Source organism: Paraburkholderia youngii, from assembly GCF_013366925.1.
GTDB lineage: Bacteria > Pseudomonadota > Gammaproteobacteria > Burkholderiales > Burkholderiaceae > Paraburkholderia > Paraburkholderia youngii.
Genome location: NZ_JAALDK010000003.1, coordinates 657270 through 675511, shown reverse-complemented (window position 1 = coordinate 675511; position 18242 = coordinate 657270). Strand labels below are relative to the sequence as shown.

Genomic DNA, 18242 nt, shown 5'->3' with positions numbered 1-18242 from the left:
TGTGTGATCGCTTTTGACGCTAGCCTTAGCGGGATGCGATGCGGCTGCTGACGTGATCCGTGCGGCTCCGAGAAAATGTATTGATCCGTCAGTAACGCTTGGTCGAGAACACGATGAATGCTGTCAAATGTCGCGTCGACACTCGGCGAAAAAAAGAACGCGCGGACTTTTGGAATATGTGGATTTGGCTGAAGCTTGCGTGCATATCGGGCAAAACGGATGGGAGCCCGTTATCAGTTGAGCAATACAAAGAGAGGGACATCCATGAATGGCATCAATCAGTCGTCCACTTCGGTCGCGGCACTGCCGTCCGGTGTCCGCGTGGCTGGACAGCCTAAATTCGCAACGGAGATAGTTGCTGAACCGCTGACAGGCGGGCAGTTGACCTTTGGAAAGAACGACGAAAGCGGTGTTCGAATCGCGGTTGAAGATGTGAACAAAGCATCAGCAGCGGCAAATCGTCGCTCGGTTGCGGTCGAAGTGCTATCGGAGGATGACGCAGTGGGTCGGGAACCGGGCGCGTACTCCGTTCAGAAACTCGTCTATTCGGGAGACACGACGGCGATCGGTCGCAGTATTTCTGGCGTGATTTCGTGACAGTGTACAAGCAGATGCAATTCTCAACCATGATCGGGAAGTCGCATTCGATCGGACAGGCGACTGGATCGACGCGCATGTGACGGTCTGTGCGATTTGCGGCGATAGCCGCGATCGCACTCGATTATTTTTTGACAGGTAACGGACATCATCGGACTGTCCGTTACCCCGTATCAACCCGTAGGCGGTCAACTGGAGTAAGAGAGGAATGGACATTCTGGTCCAACAAATCATGAATGGACTGGTGCTTGGCAGTGTCTACGCCATCATCGCACTGGGCTACACGATGGTTTACGGCATTCTGGGCATCATCAACTTCGCTCACGGCGATGTGTTGATGGTGGGCGCGATGGTTGCGCTCTCCGCCATAGGTGTGCTGCAGAACCACTTCCCCGGCCTCGGCAACGTGCTGACGCTGGTCATCGCGCTGCTCATCGCGGCGGCGGTCTGCGCGGTGGTCGGCTACACGATCGAACGCGTGGCCTACCGGCCGTTGCGCCGCGCACCGCGTCTCGCGCCGCTGATCACCGCGATCGGTGTGTCGATTCTGCTGCAGACGCTCGCGATGATGATCTGGTCGCGCAATCCGCTGCCGTTCCCGCAACTGTTGCCCACTGACCCGATCAACGTGATCAAGGCCACCGACACGACGCCCGGCGCCGTGATCTCGATGACCGAAATCGTGATCATCGTGGTGGCGTTCATCGTGATGGGCGGCCTGCTGCTGCTCGTGCATAAGACCAGGCTCGGCCGTGCGATGCGCGCGATCGCCGAGAATCCGAACGTCGCGAGCCTGATGGGTGTGAGCCCGAACTTCGTGATTTCGGCGACCTTCATGATCGGCTCGGCGCTCGCGGCGCTCGCCGGCGTGATGATCGCGTCCGAATACGGCAACGCGCACTTCTACATGGGCTTCATCCCTGGCCTGAAGGCCTTCACCGCGGCGGTGCTCGGCGGTATCGGCAATCTCGGCGGCGCGATGGTCGGCGGCGTGCTGCTTGGCCTGATCGAGCAGTTGGGCGCCGGCTATATCGGTAACCTCACGGGCGGCGTGTTCGGTAGCAACTACCAGGACGTGTTCGCGTTCATCGTGCTGATCGTCGTGCTCGTGTTCCGTCCGTCGGGTCTGCTCGGCGAACGTGTCGCGGATCGCGCCTGATCCCGGGCCACAAGGAGTCAACAATCATGACCTCAATTCAACCGATCGAGCCGTCCACAACGCTCATCCCCGAAAAGAACCGCACGAAGACGCTGACCATCGGCATCCTTACGACGATCTTCGTGATCGCCGCGCCGATGATCATCGGCGCGGCGGGCGGCAACTACTGGGTCCGCGTGCTCGACTTCGCGATGCTGTACGTGATGCTCGCGTTGGGCCTGAACGTGGTGGTGGGCTTTGCCGGCCTGCTCGACTTGGGCTACATCGCGTTCTACGCGATCGGTGCCTACACGGCTGCGCTGCTGAGTTCGCCGCACCTGTCGACGCAATTCGAATGGATCGCGGCGCTCGCGCCGCACGGTTTGAACGTGCCGATCTGGATCATCGTGCCGATCGCGATGTCGCTGGCCGCGATGTTCGGGATCCTGCTCGGCGCGCCGACGCTGCGTCTGCGCGGCGACTACCTGGCGATCGTGACCCTCGGCTTCGGGGAAATCGTGCGGATCTTCATGAACAACCTCGACCGTCCGGTGAACATCACCAATGGTCCGAAGGGGATCACCGGGATCGCGCCGGTGCAGATCGGCGGCTTCAGCTTCGCGCAGTCGCACTCGCTGTTCGGCATGCAGTTCCCGGCGGTGTACCTGTACTACTACCTGTTCGTGCTGTGCGCGCTGTTCGTGATCTGGACGTGTACGCGTCTGCAGCATTCGCGTATCGGCCGCGCGTGGGCCGCGATCCGCGAAGATGAAATTGCCGCCAAGGCGATGGGCATCAACACCCGCAACGTGAAGCTGCTCGCGTTCGCGATGGGCGCGTCGTTCGGCGGCTTGTCGGGCGCGATGTTCGGTGCGTTCCAGGGCTTCGTGTCGCCGGAATCGTTCACGTTCTGGGAATCGGTCGTGGTGCTCGCCTGTGTGGTGCTCGGCGGCATGGGCCACATCCCCGGCGTGATTCTCGGCGCGGTGCTGCTCGCGGTGTTCCCCGAGTTCCTGCGCTCCACGATGGGTCCGCTGCAGAACATGATCTTCGGCCATGAAGTCGTCGATACCGAAGTGATCCGTCAGCTGCTGTACGGTCTGGCGATGGTCGTGATCATGCTGTATCGCTCGGAAGGCCTGTGGCCCGCGCCGAAGCACGAAGACAAGATTGCGAAGCTGGCGAAGCGTAGCGGCAAGAAGCCGGTGCGCGCATAAGGTCCGGTGGAGAAAAAGACATGAGCGATAACGTAAGCAACAACGCGGCGATCCGTCTGTCGGTGAAGGGCGTCAACAAGCGCTTCGGCGGTTTGCAGGCGCTTTCCGAGGTCGGCCTGCAGATCCGCGCGGGCGAAATCTACGGTCTGATCGGCCCGAACGGCGCCGGCAAGACGACCTTCTTCAACGTGATCACGGGTCTGTACACGCCGGATTCGGGCGAGTTCAAGCTCGACGGCGAGAACTACACGCCGACCGCGGTCTATCAGGTCGCGAAGGCGGGCATTGCGCGCACGTTCCAGAACATTCGCCTGTTCGGCGGCATGACCGCGCTCGAAAACGTGATGGTCGGCCGTCATGTGCGCACCAAACACGGTCTGCTCGGCGCGGTGTTCCAGACCCCGGCCGAACGCCAGGAAGAGCGCGAGATCAAGGAGCGCGCGCTCGAACTGCTCGACTACGTCGGCATCACGCAATACGCGGACTACACGTCGCGCAACCTGTCGTATGGCCACCAGCGTCGTCTGGAGATCGCGCGTGCGCTGGCGACGGATCCGAAGCTGCTCGCGCTCGACGAACCGGCGGCCGGCATGAACGCCACCGAGAAAGTCGAGCTGACCAAGCTGCTCGACAAGATCCGCGCGGACGGCAAGACGATTCTGCTGATCGAACACGACGTGAAGCTCGTGATGGGCCTGTGCAACCAGATGACGGTGCTCGACTATGGCAAGGTGATCGCACAGGGTCTGCCGCAGGACGTGCAGAAGGATGCGAAGGTGATCGAAGCTTATCTGGGTGCGGGGGTCCACTGATGTCCACGACGCAAGCAATGTTGAAAATCAAGGGCCTGCAGGTCAACTACGGCGGCATCCAGGCGGTAAAGGGTGTTGACCTCGAAGTCGGGCAGGGCGAACTCGTCACGCTGATCGGCGCGAACGGCGCGGGCAAGACCACGACGATGAAGGCGATCACCGGCCTGAAGGCGTACGCGGCCGGCGACATCGAGTACATGGGCCAGTCGATCAAAGGCCTGCCCGCGCACGAGTTGCTCAAGCGCGGTCTCGCGATGGTGCCGGAAGGTCGCGGCATCTTCGCGCGTATGTCGATCGTCGAGAACATGCAGATGGGCGCGTATCTGCGCAACGATGCCGACGGTATCAAGTCGGACGTCGAGCGCATGTTCGGCTTCTTCCCGCGTCTGAAGGAGCGCGCCTCGCAATACGCGGGCACGCTGTCGGGCGGTGAGCAGCAGATGCTCGCGATGGCGCGCGCGATCATCTCGCGCCCGAAACTGCTGCTGCTCGACGAACCGTCGATGGGTCTGTCGCCGATCATGGTCGAGAAGATCTTCGAAGTGGTGCGCTCGATTTCCGCTGAAGGTATGACGGTGCTGCTCGTCGAGCAGAACGCGCGTCTCGCGCTGCAGGCGGCCAATCGCGGCTATGTGATGGACTCCGGTCTGATCACGATGTCGGGCGACGCGAAACAGATGCTCGACGATCCGAAGGTTCGGGCCGCTTACCTGGGAGAATAATGCTGTTGTGTGATACTGGCTACGGTAAGTCGGGTCCCGGCTTCCCGAAGGATCCGCCGATGCCGAGGTCACGCTGATCAAAAAGCGCGCTTTGCACGTTAGATCATTTACAGGCATCTACGACTACGGCTATAACTCGCACCATCGCTTTAAGGTCGACAGTGCCTAAGCGGGATCACTTTCCGCAGCGGTGTTGCGGGGTAGGTTCGATCCAGACGCGTTCAATCTGGATATTACAAATCAGCGGACGTCTAGTCTTACTGTGTCACAAAAACTTATTTGCAGCGAAGCGATACCTGGTAGTATTGAATAATACAGACTTCGGGCGATCGCGATGAGAGAAGATATCGACGAATTTGACGCGTATCTGAACCATCTGGCGCAGGCGTTAGGGCACGCCGATCGCCATGCCGGCCTTAAGGGTTACTGTTCGGGCCTGGTATTGCCGTTGTCACGCAAGAGCGTCGAGCCGATGGCCGCGCATATTGACCCACTTCACGCGAGTGCGAAGCACCAGTCACTCCGCCATTTTGTGGCCAAGGCAGAATGGTCTGACCGGGCGGTCCTGCAGCGGGTACGCGAATGGGTGATGCCCGCGTTAGACGCGCACGCAGCTGAAGAAACCGGTTACTTCTGGATTATTGACGACACCGGTTTTCCAAAGAAGGGGCGTCATTCGGTCGGGGTGGCACGTCAGTACTGTGGGCAACTTGGCAACAGGACAACTGTCAGGTCGCCGTGAGCCTGTCGATCGCGACGCAACGTGGCAGCCTGCCGATTGCCTGGCAGCTGTATGTCCCCAAGGAATGGATTGAAGACCGGGAACGTGCCCGTCGTGCGGGCATTCCCGACGATCTGGCTTTCGAGACCAAGCCCCAGATTGCGTTGACCTAACTTCGTGAGGCTATAGCATCCGGCGTTGCCCCGGGCATCGTGCTGGCCGATGCCGGGTACGGCGACGAAACCGCTTTCCGGGATGGGGTAACTGAACTGGGTTTGTTGTACGCGGTAGGGATACGGCCTGGCACCTCTGTGTGGGCGCACGGTACGGCGCCACTTCCACCCAGGCAATGGAGCGGGCGCGGCAAGCCACCGACATTGTTGCGCCGTGGGCCCGGCCACGAACCGATCGCGGTAAAGGAACTGGCCATCCAATTGCCCGTGAACGCCTGGCAAACCGTCACCTGGCGGGAAGGCAGCAACGCAGCACTTTCCTCTCGCTTTGCCGCCGTGCGGGTTCGTCCCGCACATCGCGACTATTGGCGAAGTACCGTTCGCGACGAAGAATGGCTGCTCATTGAATGGCCTGATGGCGATACGGAGCCGCTCAAATACTTTCTCACTACCGCCCCCGAAGAGGCGACCCTCGAGCAGCTCGTGTTCGTGACCAAGATGCGCTGGCGCATCGAGCGCGACTATCAGGACCCGAAACAGGAGTTCGGGCTCGGCCATTACGAAGGGCGAGGCTGGCGTGGCTTCCACCACCACGCCACGCTGAGTATCGCTGCATATGGGTTTCTGATGGCTCAGCGACTCAGGATGCGCTCGGATGAGCGCGATAAAAAAAACTTCCCCGAACGCGCGCTGCCTGCCCTTCCCTCCGATTACATCCCCCGGGGCAGTCCAGCGCGCTCAACGCCACGTTCCTGATTCCATTACCACGTTGCGTATCCTGCTTGGACTACGGCTCATGCAACGATGACATTCTTCCTGTATGGTAATAGGCTGCATAACTGATTATGTGACACAGTAAGACTAGGGGCTCGTTGATTGTCTGGCCGTCTGCGACCACCACGTTGCGTTTTTCGACCAAACCCTTCGTATTCACGACCTCGGAACGACAGTCGGCTGGCCCCATCATCAGGAGTCCGATGCGGCGCGTGACAACTGCTGAACGTTGCTTGCAGCGTTCTCTATCGTCAGATCGCTCCTGCGCTTGACCTGCCCTTCAAGTGACGCACGCGGGCCGAGACGGATCGTCCCGTAGTAGTAGACGTTGCCTATCACGCGGCCATTGATCTCCAGAGCGCCGCGGGCATGGACGTCGCCTTCGACGGTTCCGTCCACCCTGACATGCTCGCCTTCGACCTGACCCTTCACCATGCCTCCCGGGCCGATGTGGACGAGGCCGGAACTTGAAACGACATTCCCGTCCACGATGCCGAAGTTACTCATACCGTGATCGAGGATGACGTCACCGTGGATCGATAGCCCCGCGGACAGGAGCGTGACATTAAGCGGCTGTTGCTTCATCGGTCGCCTCATCAGAATAGCTGCACATCGCCCGACTTTGAGGGCTGTGCTTTGGGTTGCGCTGGAGCGGCCGGCTCGGCGATATCGCTGTTTGCAGTGGCCGCCGCGTGGTGGGTAAGGCGATGCAGAGGACGCAAGGCAGGGCGCGACTCGAGCCTAGGAGCATCCTGCGCCGACCCGCCGGGAACCGCTTTCGCCTGGGTTGTGGCGGGCACAACTGGGGGCGTGCCGCGGGCTGGTTGTTATTCGGGGCATCGGTCACCTTCGGCGCAAGTTTGGAGGGCTCTGTTGCAGGCGACGGCGACGAAATCCCACTGACAGAAGTAGCGGACGGCGAAGATCGCTGCATCCGAATGGGGGATGCTGCTGCTGCATTTACGGCAGAAGCATGCGGAGCCTGGGCGACTGGAGCAGCCGGTAGAACCGACTGAGAAGCGAGAGTGCGGGCATCGACGTCCGCGAGTGCGGACTGAGCCACCGGTCTGTGCGTGTCGAGGTCACTCGACACAAGCGGACGTGCGGGCGCGGCGTTGATCGGCATCGTACCGTCGGAGCTGCCAGCAGGAACCGGAGACGGCTTCGCCGGGTTGGGTGCGACCGGCACTTTCGGCGCCACGACCGTATCATGCATCGCGCGCCAGATACGCGCGGCGCTTACTCCACCGCCTGCAGCTAAAGCGGCAATCGCAAGCGCGAGGACTGCAGGCTTGCCGGCCTTGCGTAGCACAGCCCCAATACTCCGCTTGTGCAGTCACCTTTTCCTGAAGACGCTTTTCAAGAATTTCGATCTGTGCAGAAAGGGTGGCAATGACCGCCGCGTTCGCCCTGATCGCCAGCGCCACGTCCTCTTGCAGCCGCATCTGGTCGATGGTTTCGGCGCTCAGGCCCATGGCCTGATTGCTGGTGATGCGAGTGCCATGCTGACGGGCCGTGATGTTTTCGACCGCGAGGATATGCTGGCAGCGACTTCGCACCAGTTGCATCCGCTTCCTCGCCAGATCCCGGACGGCACGTTGTTCCGGCGGCAGGATGGCTCCCGTAGGCAGGATCCCGAGCCGCATCAGGTGTGCAAGGTAGCGAACATCAGTTTCGTCGCCCCTGTGCTTGAGCCCCTCGTATTTTTTAATCGCAGCGGTATGCGCCAGATCCACGGTGAAACCGGCAGCCTGAAGGCCATCAACAAGCCAGTACCAGTTGAACGTTGATTCGACGACGACTCCCGCCAGCTCGTCGCGCCATGGCGTGAGTATTCCGAGAATCTTCGCCAGATCGTTGGGGAGGCGCTTTTCGGCCACCACCCGATCATTTTCATCGGTCACCGTTACGACGCTGTTGTTCGAATGCAGGTCGATTCCGCTATATTTCATCTCAGCCTCCCTCTGGTTAAAGCTGTTCGCAAACTCACTTTAACCCCGCCGCCTCCACGACGACGGTGGGAGGCCCGCTGATATGACTCCCGGTGTCAATCGGGATCGGTTTTTCAGTTTGTCGAATTCATATTGTCGGAATTTCCTGAGGGCGACGTAGCAGTACATCTCGACGGTGGATCATGCTGATATCCGCGGGTTGGCTACCGCATTACAGAAGTCCGTCCGATGAGCCTGCCGCTATCTATTGAGAGTTACGTAAATCATGACATCACCAAAGCTCGGCTTGCTTCCAGCAGGCAATGATAATCGATTTGCGCTTCTGGCCGCTCTTGAGCTTGCTTCGAGCGGTGTGCTTCAGCTCGGCCAGGTTATCAGGGCAGAAGTTCGCCAATGCGTGCCGCTTGAGCCAGGCCCAAAGGTATTCGACTGGATTCAGGTCCGGGGCGTAGCCGGGCAGCAGCGCCATCTGGATTGCGCCATCCGTGCTGTCAAGGTATTCGCGCACGACACGGCTCTTGTGCTGCGCTGCGCCGTCCCACACGATCATCAGCTTGCGTCTGAGTTGCGCGCGCAGCGCTTTGAGGAATTCGATGATTTGCGCGCTTTTGATCGCGCCGTCGTGCAGGCGGAACACGAAGTTGGTACGGTTAAGACCGGCGATGGCCGAAACGTGCTTCCAGTTGAAGTGGTACTGAATGATCGGCGTGCAGCCCTTGGGCGCCCAGGTGCGCACTCGTGTGGGGCGCTCCGAGAGGCCGGATTCGTCAATGAAGACGATCAGTCGTCCTTCGGCGGGACACTTTTTTTGAGCGTGGGCCAGGTCTTGCGCTTCCAGGTCAGTACCGCGTCCTCGTTGCGCTCGATCGCCCGGCGCTCCGGCTTTTGCGAGCTGAACCCCAAGGCGCCCAGCAACCGCCAGACATGTACCTCGCTGAAGGTAACGCCGTACAGTCGCTCGATGAGCACCCGTACGCGCTTGAGCGTCCACAGTTCGGTACCGAATCCGTGTATCAACGGGCTCTGCAGCAGCGCTGCGCGCAAACCTTCGAGTTGGGCCGCATCCAGTTGGGCCGGTCGCCCCGTGGCCATCACGCGAAGCGCATCGATGCCACCTTCTTCGAGTCGGGCCTTCCACGTGTATGCGGTCTGCCGCGCCACTCCGACCATCTTTGCCGCTTCGGCGGGCGTCTTTCCCGCCAACATCAAGCGACCGGCACGCACCCGCTTGCGCGTAGCATCGTCCATTTTGGCCATCAACCGAGTCTCCCTTCAACGCGATGACCGTATAACGCACCAGCAGAGAATCGGTTGTCATGAATTAAGTAAAACTCAATAGTCTCGCGGTTCGGTGGTATTTCCGGTTCCAACTTGGCCTGCGTGATATTGAAGAACTGCTGTTCGAGCGCGGTGTCGTTGTCAGTTACGAGACGATCCGCCGCTGGTGCGACAAATTCGGCGCGGGCTTCGCACATCGCGTCAAAGCTGCTCGCCGCAAGCCTGGGCGCACATGGCATCTGGACGAAGTCTTCGTTATGTTGCGCGGTGAGCCTTATCTGCTCTGGCGGGCAGTCGACCAGCACGGCGCCGAACTCGACATCCTGCTGCAGAAACATCGCGATAAGGCCGCAGCAAAGCGCTTCTTCAACCGCGTGCTGGCCGCCTGTGCCGACGCGCCACGAAGGGTTGTCACCGATCAGCTTCGCAGCTACCCGGCAGCCAAGGCCGACATCCCCGAACTGGCAAACATCAAACACGTCTTCGTCAAGGCTGTGGCCCGGGTGAACAACCGGGCAGAGAACAGTCATCAGCCTACGCGTGAACGTGAGCGGCGCATGCGCGGATTTCATGACCCGAAGCGCACGCAGGCTTTTCTCTCCAGCTTCGGCCTGATCCGGCAGCACTTCGCGCTCAAGCGACACCTGCTACGGGCTTCACGCTATCGCAAACAACTCGCATCCCGATTCGCTGCGTGGCGCGAATTCACCGGCATCGCTCAAAATCCGTCGACTGTCTCCTGAGCGATTGACTCTTCGCGGTAGTCCGTGCCACTGCCGACAAGTTGACAATGCCGCCCGAAAACATACAGCAACCCGCCAATCAGCATCATTTTCGCTTCCCCTTTTGGTAGTCCTGCCGTGCGCCGACGATCTGCACGATTTCGATGATGCCGGCCTGCTTCAATACCCGGTAGACCAGAATGTAGTTCGGCCCCAGCACCATTTCGCGCGTGCCGCGCACACGGCCGGCACGGTACAGTTCGGGATGCTCGGGCAAGACGTCGGTTTTCCGCTCGATTTCATCGTCCAGCTCAAGCGCGGCAACCGGGTTGTCGGCCGCAATGTAATCAAAGATTCTGTGCCGTTTCTCGCGCGCCTTCGCGCGCCACTCCACGATCAAGATTTAGCCCCGCGTGCGAGCCGCCTGCGCAATGCCGCCTTCTTCTCTGCCATCTCCTGCTGCACCTGCGCGTGCGGCACGTTCGGGCGCGGGTCGTCCATCGACTCCTGCACCTGCTCGCGGAACCACTTGTCATAGGCGCGTGCGGCGTGCGCCTCCTTCAGCGCGGCCGATCGGTCGGGCCGCGTGGTGCGCTCGATCGAGTCAGGATCGAAGCCGGCCGCGTCCACGTCGAAGCGGCTGATACCCATGTCGCGCAGGAAACTCACGAGCGTTTCGAGCTTGCGGAACACGCGCACGTCGCCGCGCTTGGCCGACAGGAAACGCTCGGTCAGGCCGTACTTGGCCGCAAGCGTCCAGCCGTTGCCGTGGCCGACGACATGCGCCGCGCGCACGGCGCCGGCTTCCACGAGCTGCGTAAGGGTCTTCTGGTCGATGGTTTCGGTTGCCATGTGGATCTCACTCAACGAGTTTGGGACGCCATGCGCGCACGATGGCCTCGAACTGCGGGCCGCAGCCCAGCGTCTCGGGATAGCTGTTCGCCCGCGAGGCGAGGCGGAACACCACGCACATATCGTCCATAATGGTGTCGTCCACGCCCCATGCGGTCGTGAGGTCGTAGCTGCCGCACTGGCCGGCGTTCCACCAGGCCAGCAGGAAGTCGGCCACGCGCCGGCTCTGGCCGGTGTCGCCGCGTGCGTGCTCGACCAGGCGCTCGAGCGCCGCGCGTTCGGCTGGGGTCATCTGTACGGGTTGCATCGTCACTCCATAGGGCCGGCTTGCGCCGGCAACGGTATTGGGGCACCTACAATTATTGTACGCCAACCCATTTTACTGTAAAGTGGGGGTCGGGGTATTTTTGAGCGTCGCGGCGGTTGGACATAACACCTGTCTACGTGAGAGCGGCAATCAACCGCATCAGCAAAAAAGGGCACCTCGGTGCCCTTTTTCATGAGATTGCGCGCCTCCCGAAGGGCCGGGAAGACGTAAAAGAAGGTCGTCGATGTCGATATCGTCAAACGGGTTCGGAATGACGGTGCGCGCGATGAAGCAGCCAATCACCGGCACGTCGCCGAATACTTCGCGAAGTTTTCGGGCTGCTGCAGCGAAGTGGGCGCCACGCGTGAGCACGTCGTCGAAGAGAAAAATAGCCGCAGGACGCTCGTCCGGCTTGCCTTTCTCAGGGTCGAAGGCCAGATCGGGGCATTGTCAACTTGTCGGCAGTGGCACGGACTACTGCGAAGAGTCAATCGCTCAGGAGACAGTCGACGGATTTTGAGCGATGCCGGTGAATTCGCGCCACGCAGCGAATCGGGATGCGAGTTGTTTGCGATAGCGTGAAGCCCGTAGCAGGTGTCGCTTGAGCGCGAAGTGCTGCCGGATCAGGCCGAAGCTGGAGAGAAAAGCCTGCGTGCGCTTCGGGTCACGAAATCCGCGCATGCGCCGCTCACGTTCACGCGTAGGCTGATGACTGTTCTCTGCCCGGTTGTTCACCCGGGCCACAGCCTTGACGAAGACGTGTTTGATGTTTGCCAGTTCGGGGATGTCGGCCTTGGCTGCCGGGTAGCTGCGAAGCTGATCGGTGACAACCCTTCGTGGCGCGTCGGCACAGGCGGCCAGCACGCGGTTGAAGAAGCGCTTTGCTGCGGCCTTATCGCGATGTTTCTGCAGCAGGATGTCGAGTTCGGCGCCGTGCTGGTCGACTGCCCGCCAGAGCAGATAAGGCTCACCGCGCAACATAACGAAGACTTCGTCCAGATGCCATGTGCGCCCAGGCTTGCGGCGAGCAGCTTTGACGCGATGTGCGAAGCCCGCGCCGAATTTGTCGCACCAGCGGCGGATCGTCTCGTAACTGACAACGACACCGCGCTCGAACAGCAGTTCTTCAATATCACGCAGGCCAAGTTGGAACCGGAAATACCACCGAACCGCGAGACTAATGATTGCCGCCGGGAACCGGTGGCCGTGATAAAGCGATTTTCTTTTCTTCATCGTGACAGTGCCGGTGAGACACCAAGGCGAGCCTGACCGCAACCCACCTATCCGACAGGTGAAATCATGGCCGAAAGCAATTTTACAGGCCGCCCACCCCGTGGGCGACTACTGGCTGACGGAACTCGAAACCGTGTGCGATGCGCTGGGCTTCGTGGCCCATCAGGTCTGCGCACAGCAAGGCCATCCGGGGCATCTTGTGAACGTTGCACGTGCTGCATGCCTACCTGCGCATCCAGCTGGGCACCGCGCCCGAAGAAGCCCGCGGGGAGGTCCGCCATGGATAAGCCGACAACCTTGCCGGTAGATCCGGGCGCACTGGAGGACTGGATGTTCGACGTGATGGAGATGGCCGAGTCGATGTCGTTCTGGCTGGACCTGAAGGACCGCATCGAGCCGGCCGACTGCCAGCGCATGCTCAGTGCTTTGCGGCTGCTGAACCTCGCACTGCTGGACCGGCTGCACAACGGGCATGAGCAGTTCGTTTTCTGAACCCATTCATTGATAATGCAAAGCCTTGCCGGGCAAGGCTTTGCGGCCGGTTCAGGCAGCTGCGGTTCATGGATAACTATAAGAGATTTCCGTGCACGCACAAATTCCGCCCCTTCGGAAAACCCGCAATCACTTGAATCAATTCACAAGGTCAGCTACCTCGATCACAGCCATTCCGCAGAGATCCTGGTTTGCATTTCCCACAGCGGCGGCACGGCTAGCCGCTTGCGGGGATAGCCAGCGAGCGAGCGCCTCCTTGACTTGCATCACAGTGCAAGCGAGCACTTGTTGGCGGAAGGCTCGGCGCATCTCCTGCGTCACACCGCGACGCTCCGAACGATCGGCTGCACTGGCGAGGGCATATGGTGCCCGGGGTTTGTCGAGTTGCTTGATGACTGAGACGATGGCCTCGTCGAGGGTCTGTTGGCTCAAGCTTGCGTCTTGGATTTCACGCACCGAGCCCGTGAAATCCGCGTAGGTGCCCGCCAGCCGGGGATCGCGAAACGAACTCATCGTAAAAAGGCCATCCGCCGCGCTATATCTGGCCCAGCCGCCGTAGGCTCCACCCTCTTCGCGTAGCTTGCGGTGCAGCGCAAGATGGGTCAGGAGCTTGGCGGCCACGGCGAGAGGCGCAGTATCGGGATGCTCGAAACTAGGCGCGGCCCATGCAATGTGGCAATGGTTCACCTGGCTTGCCACACGCAAGGCCACGTTGGCGACTTCATGAGAACGTGAGATCGCGTCAGATGCACCGAGCCTTCCCGCCCGAGAGGGGCGCAGGTCCAATGCCTTCGAGGCCTCGAGCGGCGATCCGTTTAGGCCAACCCAAATGACGCGATTAGGCACCTCCAGCAACAGTTGGTGAATGCGCTTCAGGTGGTCGGCGATAGCTTGAACGCCCTCCGGCGACTCCAGCATCTTGCCTAGCGCGGCGACGAATGGCAGAGAGGCTAAGCCGTGCACGCTGTGGGCAAATTGCCGACGAATCGAGTAGGGCGCGGCCGCGGCCAGCGAAGCGTACCGGTCGGCCGCCGCTGCCAAGCCATTGACTTTACGGGCGACGCGCGCTTTGGTCAAAAACGAGATGCGGTCGAGTTCATCGAATCGCGGCACCAAGGTCCACGCCGCGATGGCGGAGGGGATTCCGGCTTCGTCCTCAGTCAGCGCGGAGGCATGAACGTTCAGTTGCGGCGTCAGGCTCGTGCGACCGGCCTCCACCACGGTGTCCAGCGTCATTGATAACGAGGACACCTGACGCTGGCGCCAACGGCCCGCTTCTTCAAATCCCAAACTACCAGTCCCGAGCTTCGGCACGATGTCGGCGTACAGGGATAGCCAGGGCCAATCGTCATTCTGGGCCGTGCTCAGATCGAAAAGCGTGGTCGCATAGGTGATGCCGTTGGTGGCGGCACCGACGACGCTAATCGAGCTGTGCTGATGTTGAATCTCTGGGAACGCGATGGGCTCACGCCTGAGTTCGCTCGCCTGGAAGCAAGGCAGTACATCGGTGTTGCTTCGAGCCTTGCGGTGTTCGGCCAGAGCGGCCTCCTCGGCGCCGATCTGGCGACGCTCGTCGTCGCTCAACTCGCGATCCCTCAGCGCTAGCGCCTTGGCTTCCTGCACCTCGCGCAGAGTCGCGAAGTCGGCATCTGCAATCACGTGTGTGGCCAGAAGATTCGGGTGATTGATCAGCTCACGGACGGCACGCTTGAAGAAGGCTGGGTCCGCAATCTCTTTCTCGAGGTGCTGAAGCACGGGTTCGATATCGAATGCCGCTGCGACGTCGCCTCCGTTCATCAGCAAGGGTACTGCGTCAAGCAACCGGCGTAGTGCGTCCGGGATGGTGCCGCCCCGAATCTCGCGCTGTGCAAAGCGCATGTCGCGCAGTGCGGTCTTGAGGACATCCACCGGAACACCGACAGTTGCGGCGTCCTCGAGGGCTTGCTCGATACAGCTGTTAGCTCGCTCCACCTGTGCCTCGGTCAATCCTTCCATGCCAATATGCAGCACAAGCTGGCGGAGGCCGCTGTCGACGAAATTCATCTGGCTTGGTCGACCGAAGCCGGCCGACTGCATGGCCTTCATCACCGGCGCGGAGGCGTCGCCAAGCAAGCCGTGGGTCAGTAGCCGAAGTCGTGCAGTGGCTAGCGGGTCGCTGGATTCACCGAAGCGCCAACTGAGCTGCAGGCCATGTTCGTCAGGGCGCCCTTGAGCCGACGGTACTCTGACCTGAGCGCGGCGCGGTGCTATCCAGTCATCAGCCAGCTCTGGCCGGCGCGCTGGGCACCGTGCCGTGCGGCGCGAGAGCACGCGCTCAACGAGCTTGGCCTGAATCTCCTTTGCCTCGATTCGACCAGCGCTCATGAACATCGCCTGCGAAGGGTGGTAGTGGCTGGCGTGGAACTCCAGCAGCATTTCGTGCGAAAGCTCCGGGATGACTAGCGGGTCGCCGCCGGAGTTCTCGGCGTAGGTCGTTCCGGGGAACAGAGCCTTGTTGAGGGCGGAGTACAGGACGCGCAGTGGATTGCCAAACGCGCCCTTCATCTCGTTGAGCACTACGCCTTGACGGACTAGGCGATTGTCCTTGAAGGAATGGCGCCAGCCCTCCTGACGGAAGCTAAGGTAATCCAGCTTGGGGAAAAAGGTCGCGTCAAGATAGACGTCGAGCAGATTGAAGAAGTCGGTGCGATCGGTACTCGCGAACGGATAGACCGTGCGGTCGGGGTACGTCATCGCATTCATGAAAGTCGCCGTTGAGCGCCGCAGCATTGCGAAGAACGGGGCCGCCACCGGGAAACGCTCGGAGCCGCACAGTGCAAGATGCTCGAGGATATGGGCACGCCCGTCGCTAGCTCGCGGAACCGTCGGAAAGCCAACCAGGAAAGCGAATTCGTCCTGGTCGCTGGCCAAGTGCACATGACGTGCTCCGGACGCGGGGTCTACGTATTGCTCGAGCTGCGCGCGCAGATCCAGGATGGGGTGACTGGAGATGTGTTCGAAGGAGGTCATCGTGTTCAGTGTCGGGTTGGTTGGTCGACGAGGTACGGCAAGCGCAGCGGCGCGCGTGGCCTGTCCGATTCGAGGCCCTAAGGACTCTGAGGTCGGACGGAATTGGTGGAGGCCAACGGGTTTTGATTTGCAAAGCCCAGATGAACGATGGCGGTAGGATACTCTCTCCCTTCCAGCAATTCTACTCGCAGTCCTATATATTTCGGTGTACTCGCCGGTCAGCCTCCTTATTGCGACAGTACCGGCGGCCGTCGATGCACTTCCGGATGGCTTTGCAGGTGCGGCGCGAACCCGCGAGCAAGCGGCCACGCCTGAGAAGGATAGTTATCGGGGCATTGTCAACTTGTCGGCAGTGGCACGGACTACTGCGAAGAGTCAATCGCTCAGGAGACAGTCGACGGATTTTGAGCGATGCCGGTGAATTCGCGCCACGCAGCGAATCGGGATGCGAGTTGTTTGCGATAGCGTGAAGCCCGTAGCAGGTGTCGCTTGAGCGCGAAGTGCTGCCGGATCAGGCCGAAGCTGGAGAGAAAAGCCTGCGTGCGCTTCGGGTCACGAAATCCGCGCATGCGCCGCTCACGTTCACGCGTAGGCTGATGACTGTTCTCTGCCCGGTTGTTCACCCGGGCCACAGCCTTGACGAAGACGTGTTTGATGTTTGCCAGTTCGGGGATGTCGGCCTTGGCTGCCGGGTAGCTGCGAAGCTGATCGGTGACAACCCTTCGTGGCGCGTCGGCACAGGCGGCCAGCACGCGGTTGAAGAAGCGCTTTGCTGCGGCCTTATCGCGATGTTTCTGCAGCAGGATGTCGAGTTCGGCGCCGTGCTGGTCGACTGCCCGCCAGAGCAGATAAGGCTCACCGCGCAACATAACGAAGACTTCGTCCAGATGCCATGTGCGCCCAGGCTTGCGGCGAGCAGCTTTGACGCGATGTGCGAAGCCCGCGCCGAATTTGTCGCACCAGCGGCGGATCGTCTCGTAACTGACAACGACACCGCGCTCGAACAGCAGTTCTTCAATATCACGCAGGCCAAGTTGGAACCGGAAATACCACCGAACCGCGAGACTATTTTCCATTGCATTCACCTGATGTGTTCTATAAGCAATGACTATGCTAGCGATGAAGTACTTTACTTAAACTCTTGGCTAACTGAGGTTACAAATAAGTCGTGCGGGCCAGCGCGGCTGCGGTGCTGTTGCAACAAAATTCCCAAAATTTGTCGGAAAGCTGACGTCGCGCACGTCCCAAACAGGACACACTCTTCCTCTCGACAAGGAAGGCAAGGCCGATTCCGCTGAAGCGTTCAATCCTCCAGATCCTGAGGGTTCTGGTGCAAATAGGTAAGCGGGTTGAGAAAGTTTATATAGGTAGGAAAGCTTATCGATCAAACAGGACCGCATTCCATACGGCGGGTGCAGCGGCCTCCTTGAGGCCGAGATTTGCGAGATCGAACGGTCCCTTGTGAATGCGATGCGTCAACTCGACTGCTGAAATCGTGGTCGCGGCGCTCCCGAATCGCTTGAACCCAGGCATCACGTTCGTTCTGGACTTGATGTGGCGATGGTCTTGCTCGATCACGTTGTTCAGATAATTTGAGGACCGGACCTTCGTCTCTTCAGGCAGCAGACCATCGGTCTTCATTTCGCGCACCGCGCGGTGCGAGGCGGCATAGCCGTCGAGCGTGATGGTCTCCGGCGGCTGGCCTTGACGCTTGATGGTCTTGCTGAAAAAAGCTTTGGCCGCAACCATGTCGCGTCGGGCTCTGAGCATGAAGTCCACCGTCTGGCCAGCCCGATCCACTGCCCGGTACAGGTAGACCCACCTGCCGCGAATCTTCAGGCAGGTCTCATCGACTCGCCACGAGCGACCCGCAGGTGTAGCAAAGCGGTTCCAGCGTTTGACGAACTCGGGAAGCGCACGCAGGCTTTTCTCTCCAGCTTCGGCCTGATCCGGCAGCACTTCGCGCTCAAGCGACACCTGCTACGGGCTTCACGCTATCGCAAACAACTCGCATCCCGATTCGCTGCGTGGCGCGAATTCACCGGCATCGCTCAAAATCCGTCGACTGTCTCCTGAGCGATTGACACTCTTCGCAGTAGTCCGTGCCACTGCCGACAAGTTGACAATGCCCTGTTCTGCGCCTCTCAAAAGAATCTATTATGGTCAAAATGACAAAGAACCAGCTAATTGACGCGATTGCTGAAGGAACGCAGATTCGTCGCCTTGTCCGGGGTGTTATTGTT

General features: G+C 60.4%; 14 protein-coding genes and 5 pseudogenes. 9 read left to right on the top strand and 10 right to left on the bottom strand.

Features of this window, described 5'->3' with window-relative positions:
• Positions 1-264 precede the first annotated feature (264 nt).
• The 6 genes and pseudogenes from G5S42_RS41630 (at position 265) to G5S42_RS41605 (ending at position 6136) form a co-directional block, all read left to right on the top strand.
• Entirely contained in the window at positions 265-597 is a 333-nt protein-coding gene (locus G5S42_RS41630) for a type 1 periplasmic-binding domain-containing protein (protein ID WP_176112385.1), read from the top strand.
• A gap of 208 nt (positions 598-805) precedes the next feature.
• Positions 806-1756 carry a branched-chain amino acid ABC transporter permease gene (locus G5S42_RS41625; RefSeq protein WP_176112384.1) on the top strand — a complete coding sequence of 317 codons (951 nt, stop codon included), beginning with the start codon at positions 806-808 and terminating at the stop codon, positions 1754-1756.
• A gap of 26 nt (positions 1757-1782) precedes the next feature.
• Entirely contained in the window at positions 1783-2952 is a 1170-nt protein-coding gene (locus G5S42_RS41620) for an ABC transporter permease subunit (RefSeq protein WP_176105254.1), read from the top strand.
• A 20-nt stretch (positions 2953-2972) separates the two neighbouring features.
• The gene (locus tag G5S42_RS41615) at positions 2973-3764 is read left to right on the top strand and encodes an ABC transporter ATP-binding protein (protein WP_027198609.1); all 792 of its coding nucleotides are present in this window, start codon (positions 2973-2975) and stop codon (positions 3762-3764) included.
• A 17-nt stretch (positions 3765-3781) separates the two neighbouring features.
• On the top strand, positions 3782-4486 hold the full coding sequence (locus G5S42_RS41610; protein WP_375792148.1) for an ABC transporter ATP-binding protein: 705 nt from the start codon (positions 3782-3784) through the stop codon (positions 4484-4486).
• 334 nt (positions 4487-4820) lie between these two features.
• Positions 4821-6136: pseudogene (locus G5S42_RS41605) on the top strand (IS701 family transposase).
• A gap of 210 nt (positions 6137-6346) precedes the next feature.
• Here the strand turns inward: G5S42_RS41605 and G5S42_RS41600 are convergent.
• From G5S42_RS41600 to G5S42_RS41590, 3 genes and pseudogenes are all read right to left on the bottom strand, one after another.
• On the bottom strand, positions 6347-6739 hold the full coding sequence (locus G5S42_RS41600; RefSeq protein ID WP_176112383.1) for a bactofilin family protein: 393 nt from the start codon (positions 6737-6739) through the stop codon (positions 6347-6349).
• Between the two features lie 734 nt (positions 6740-7473).
• A pseudogene (locus G5S42_RS41595) lies at positions 7474-8106 on the bottom strand (IS110 family transposase); the annotation flags it as partial.
• Positions 8107-8377: 271 nt separating this feature from the next.
• Positions 8378-9363, bottom strand: a protein-coding gene (locus G5S42_RS41590) for an IS630 family transposase (RefSeq protein WP_176112382.1) whose coding sequence is annotated in 2 segments (ribosomal slippage) — positions 8378-8904 and positions 8904-9363 — 987 coding nt in all. Because the reading frame shifts where the segments join, the coding sequence is not laid out codon by codon here.
• An 80-nt stretch (positions 9364-9443) separates the two neighbouring features.
• Between G5S42_RS41590 and G5S42_RS41585 the strand changes: the two are divergent.
• A pseudogene (locus G5S42_RS41585) lies at positions 9444-10127 on the top strand (IS6 family transposase); the annotation flags it as partial.
• An 85-nt stretch (positions 10128-10212) separates the two neighbouring features.
• On the opposite strand, the gene G5S42_RS41580 reads toward G5S42_RS41585, so the two are convergent.
• From G5S42_RS41580 to G5S42_RS41560, 4 genes are all read right to left on the bottom strand, one after another.
• Positions 10213-10506 carry a type II toxin-antitoxin system RelE/ParE family toxin gene (locus G5S42_RS41580; RefSeq protein WP_176112381.1) on the bottom strand — a complete coding sequence of 98 codons (294 nt, stop codon included), beginning with the start codon at positions 10504-10506 and terminating at the stop codon, positions 10213-10215.
• Positions 10503-10958 carry a ParC-related protein gene (locus G5S42_RS41575; protein ID WP_176112380.1) on the bottom strand — a complete coding sequence of 152 codons (456 nt, stop codon included), beginning with the start codon at positions 10956-10958 and terminating at the stop codon, positions 10503-10505. The genes G5S42_RS41580 and G5S42_RS41575 overlap by 4 nt, the downstream gene beginning before the upstream one ends.
• Before the next feature lie 7 nt (positions 10959-10965).
• Positions 10966-11265, bottom strand: a complete 300-nt coding sequence (locus tag G5S42_RS41570; RefSeq protein WP_176112379.1) for a DUF7673 family protein — start codon at positions 11263-11265, stop codon at positions 10966-10968.
• A gap of 495 nt (positions 11266-11760) precedes the next feature.
• Positions 11761-12498, bottom strand: a complete 738-nt coding sequence (locus G5S42_RS41560) for an IS6 family transposase (RefSeq protein ID WP_176112377.1) — start codon at positions 12496-12498, stop codon at positions 11761-11763.
• Positions 12499-12777: 279 nt separating this feature from the next.
• On the opposite strand from G5S42_RS41560, the gene G5S42_RS41555 reads away from it, so the two are divergent.
• Entirely contained in the window at positions 12778-12990 is a 213-nt protein-coding gene (locus G5S42_RS41555) for a hypothetical protein (protein WP_176112376.1), read from the top strand.
• Positions 12991-13128: 138 nt separating this feature from the next.
• Here the strand turns inward: G5S42_RS41555 and G5S42_RS41550 are convergent, their stop codons facing one another.
• The 3 genes and pseudogenes from G5S42_RS41550 to G5S42_RS41540 form a co-directional block, all read right to left on the bottom strand.
• Positions 13129-15999, bottom strand: coding sequence for an insulinase family protein (locus G5S42_RS41550; RefSeq protein ID WP_176112375.1), 2871 nt, complete (start codon positions 15997-15999; stop codon positions 13129-13131).
• Positions 16000-16382: 383 nt separating this feature from the next.
• A complete protein-coding gene (locus G5S42_RS41545; protein WP_176112374.1) occupies positions 16383-17075 on the bottom strand; it encodes an IS6 family transposase in 693 nt (230 codons plus the stop codon).
• 301 nt (positions 17076-17376) lie between these two features.
• Positions 17377-17919: pseudogene (locus G5S42_RS41540) on the bottom strand (IS6 family transposase); the annotation flags it as partial.
• Between G5S42_RS41540 and G5S42_RS41535 the strand changes: the two are divergent.
• Positions 17911-18075: pseudogene (locus G5S42_RS41535) on the top strand (IS6 family transposase); the annotation flags it as partial. The pseudogenes G5S42_RS41540 and G5S42_RS41535 sit on opposite strands and share 9 nt — an antisense overlap.
• Positions 18076-18242: the final 167 nt, after the last annotated feature.

What these genes read in the sequence shown, in the direction of transcription:
- G5S42_RS41575 (WP_176112380.1), bottom strand. Translation starts at nt 10,958, where the DNA reads ATGGCAACCGAAACCATCGACCAGAAGACCCTTACGCAGCTCGTGGAA.
- G5S42_RS41630 (WP_176112385.1), top strand. Translation starts at nt 265, where the DNA reads ATGAATGGCATCAATCAGTCGTCCACTTCGGTCGCGGCACTGCCGTCC.
- G5S42_RS41615 (WP_027198609.1), top strand. Translation starts at nt 2,973, where the DNA reads ATGAGCGATAACGTAAGCAACAACGCGGCGATCCGTCTGTCGGTGAAG.
- G5S42_RS41600 (WP_176112383.1), bottom strand. Translation starts at nt 6,739, where the DNA reads ATGAAGCAACAGCCGCTTAATGTCACGCTCCTGTCCGCGGGGCTATCG.
- G5S42_RS41555 (WP_176112376.1), top strand. Translation starts at nt 12,778, where the DNA reads ATGGATAAGCCGACAACCTTGCCGGTAGATCCGGGCGCACTGGAGGAC.
- G5S42_RS41545 (WP_176112374.1), bottom strand. Translation starts at nt 17,075, where the DNA reads ATGGAAAATAGTCTCGCGGTTCGGTGGTATTTCCGGTTCCAACTTGGC.
- G5S42_RS41620 (WP_176105254.1), top strand. Translation starts at nt 1,783, where the DNA reads ATGACCTCAATTCAACCGATCGAGCCGTCCACAACGCTCATCCCCGAA.
- G5S42_RS41560 (WP_176112377.1), bottom strand. Translation starts at nt 12,498, where the DNA reads ATGAAGAAAAGAAAATCGCTTTATCACGGCCACCGGTTCCCGGCGGCA.
- G5S42_RS41625 (WP_176112384.1), top strand. Translation starts at nt 806, where the DNA reads ATGGACATTCTGGTCCAACAAATCATGAATGGACTGGTGCTTGGCAGT.
- G5S42_RS41570 (WP_176112379.1), bottom strand. Translation starts at nt 11,265, where the DNA reads ATGCAACCCGTACAGATGACCCCAGCCGAACGCGCGGCGCTCGAGCGC.
- G5S42_RS41610 (WP_375792148.1), top strand. Translation starts at nt 3,782, where the DNA reads ATGTTGAAAATCAAGGGCCTGCAGGTCAACTACGGCGGCATCCAGGCG.
- G5S42_RS41550 (WP_176112375.1), bottom strand. Translation starts at nt 15,999, where the DNA reads ATGACCTCCTTCGAACACATCTCCAGTCACCCCATCCTGGATCTGCGC.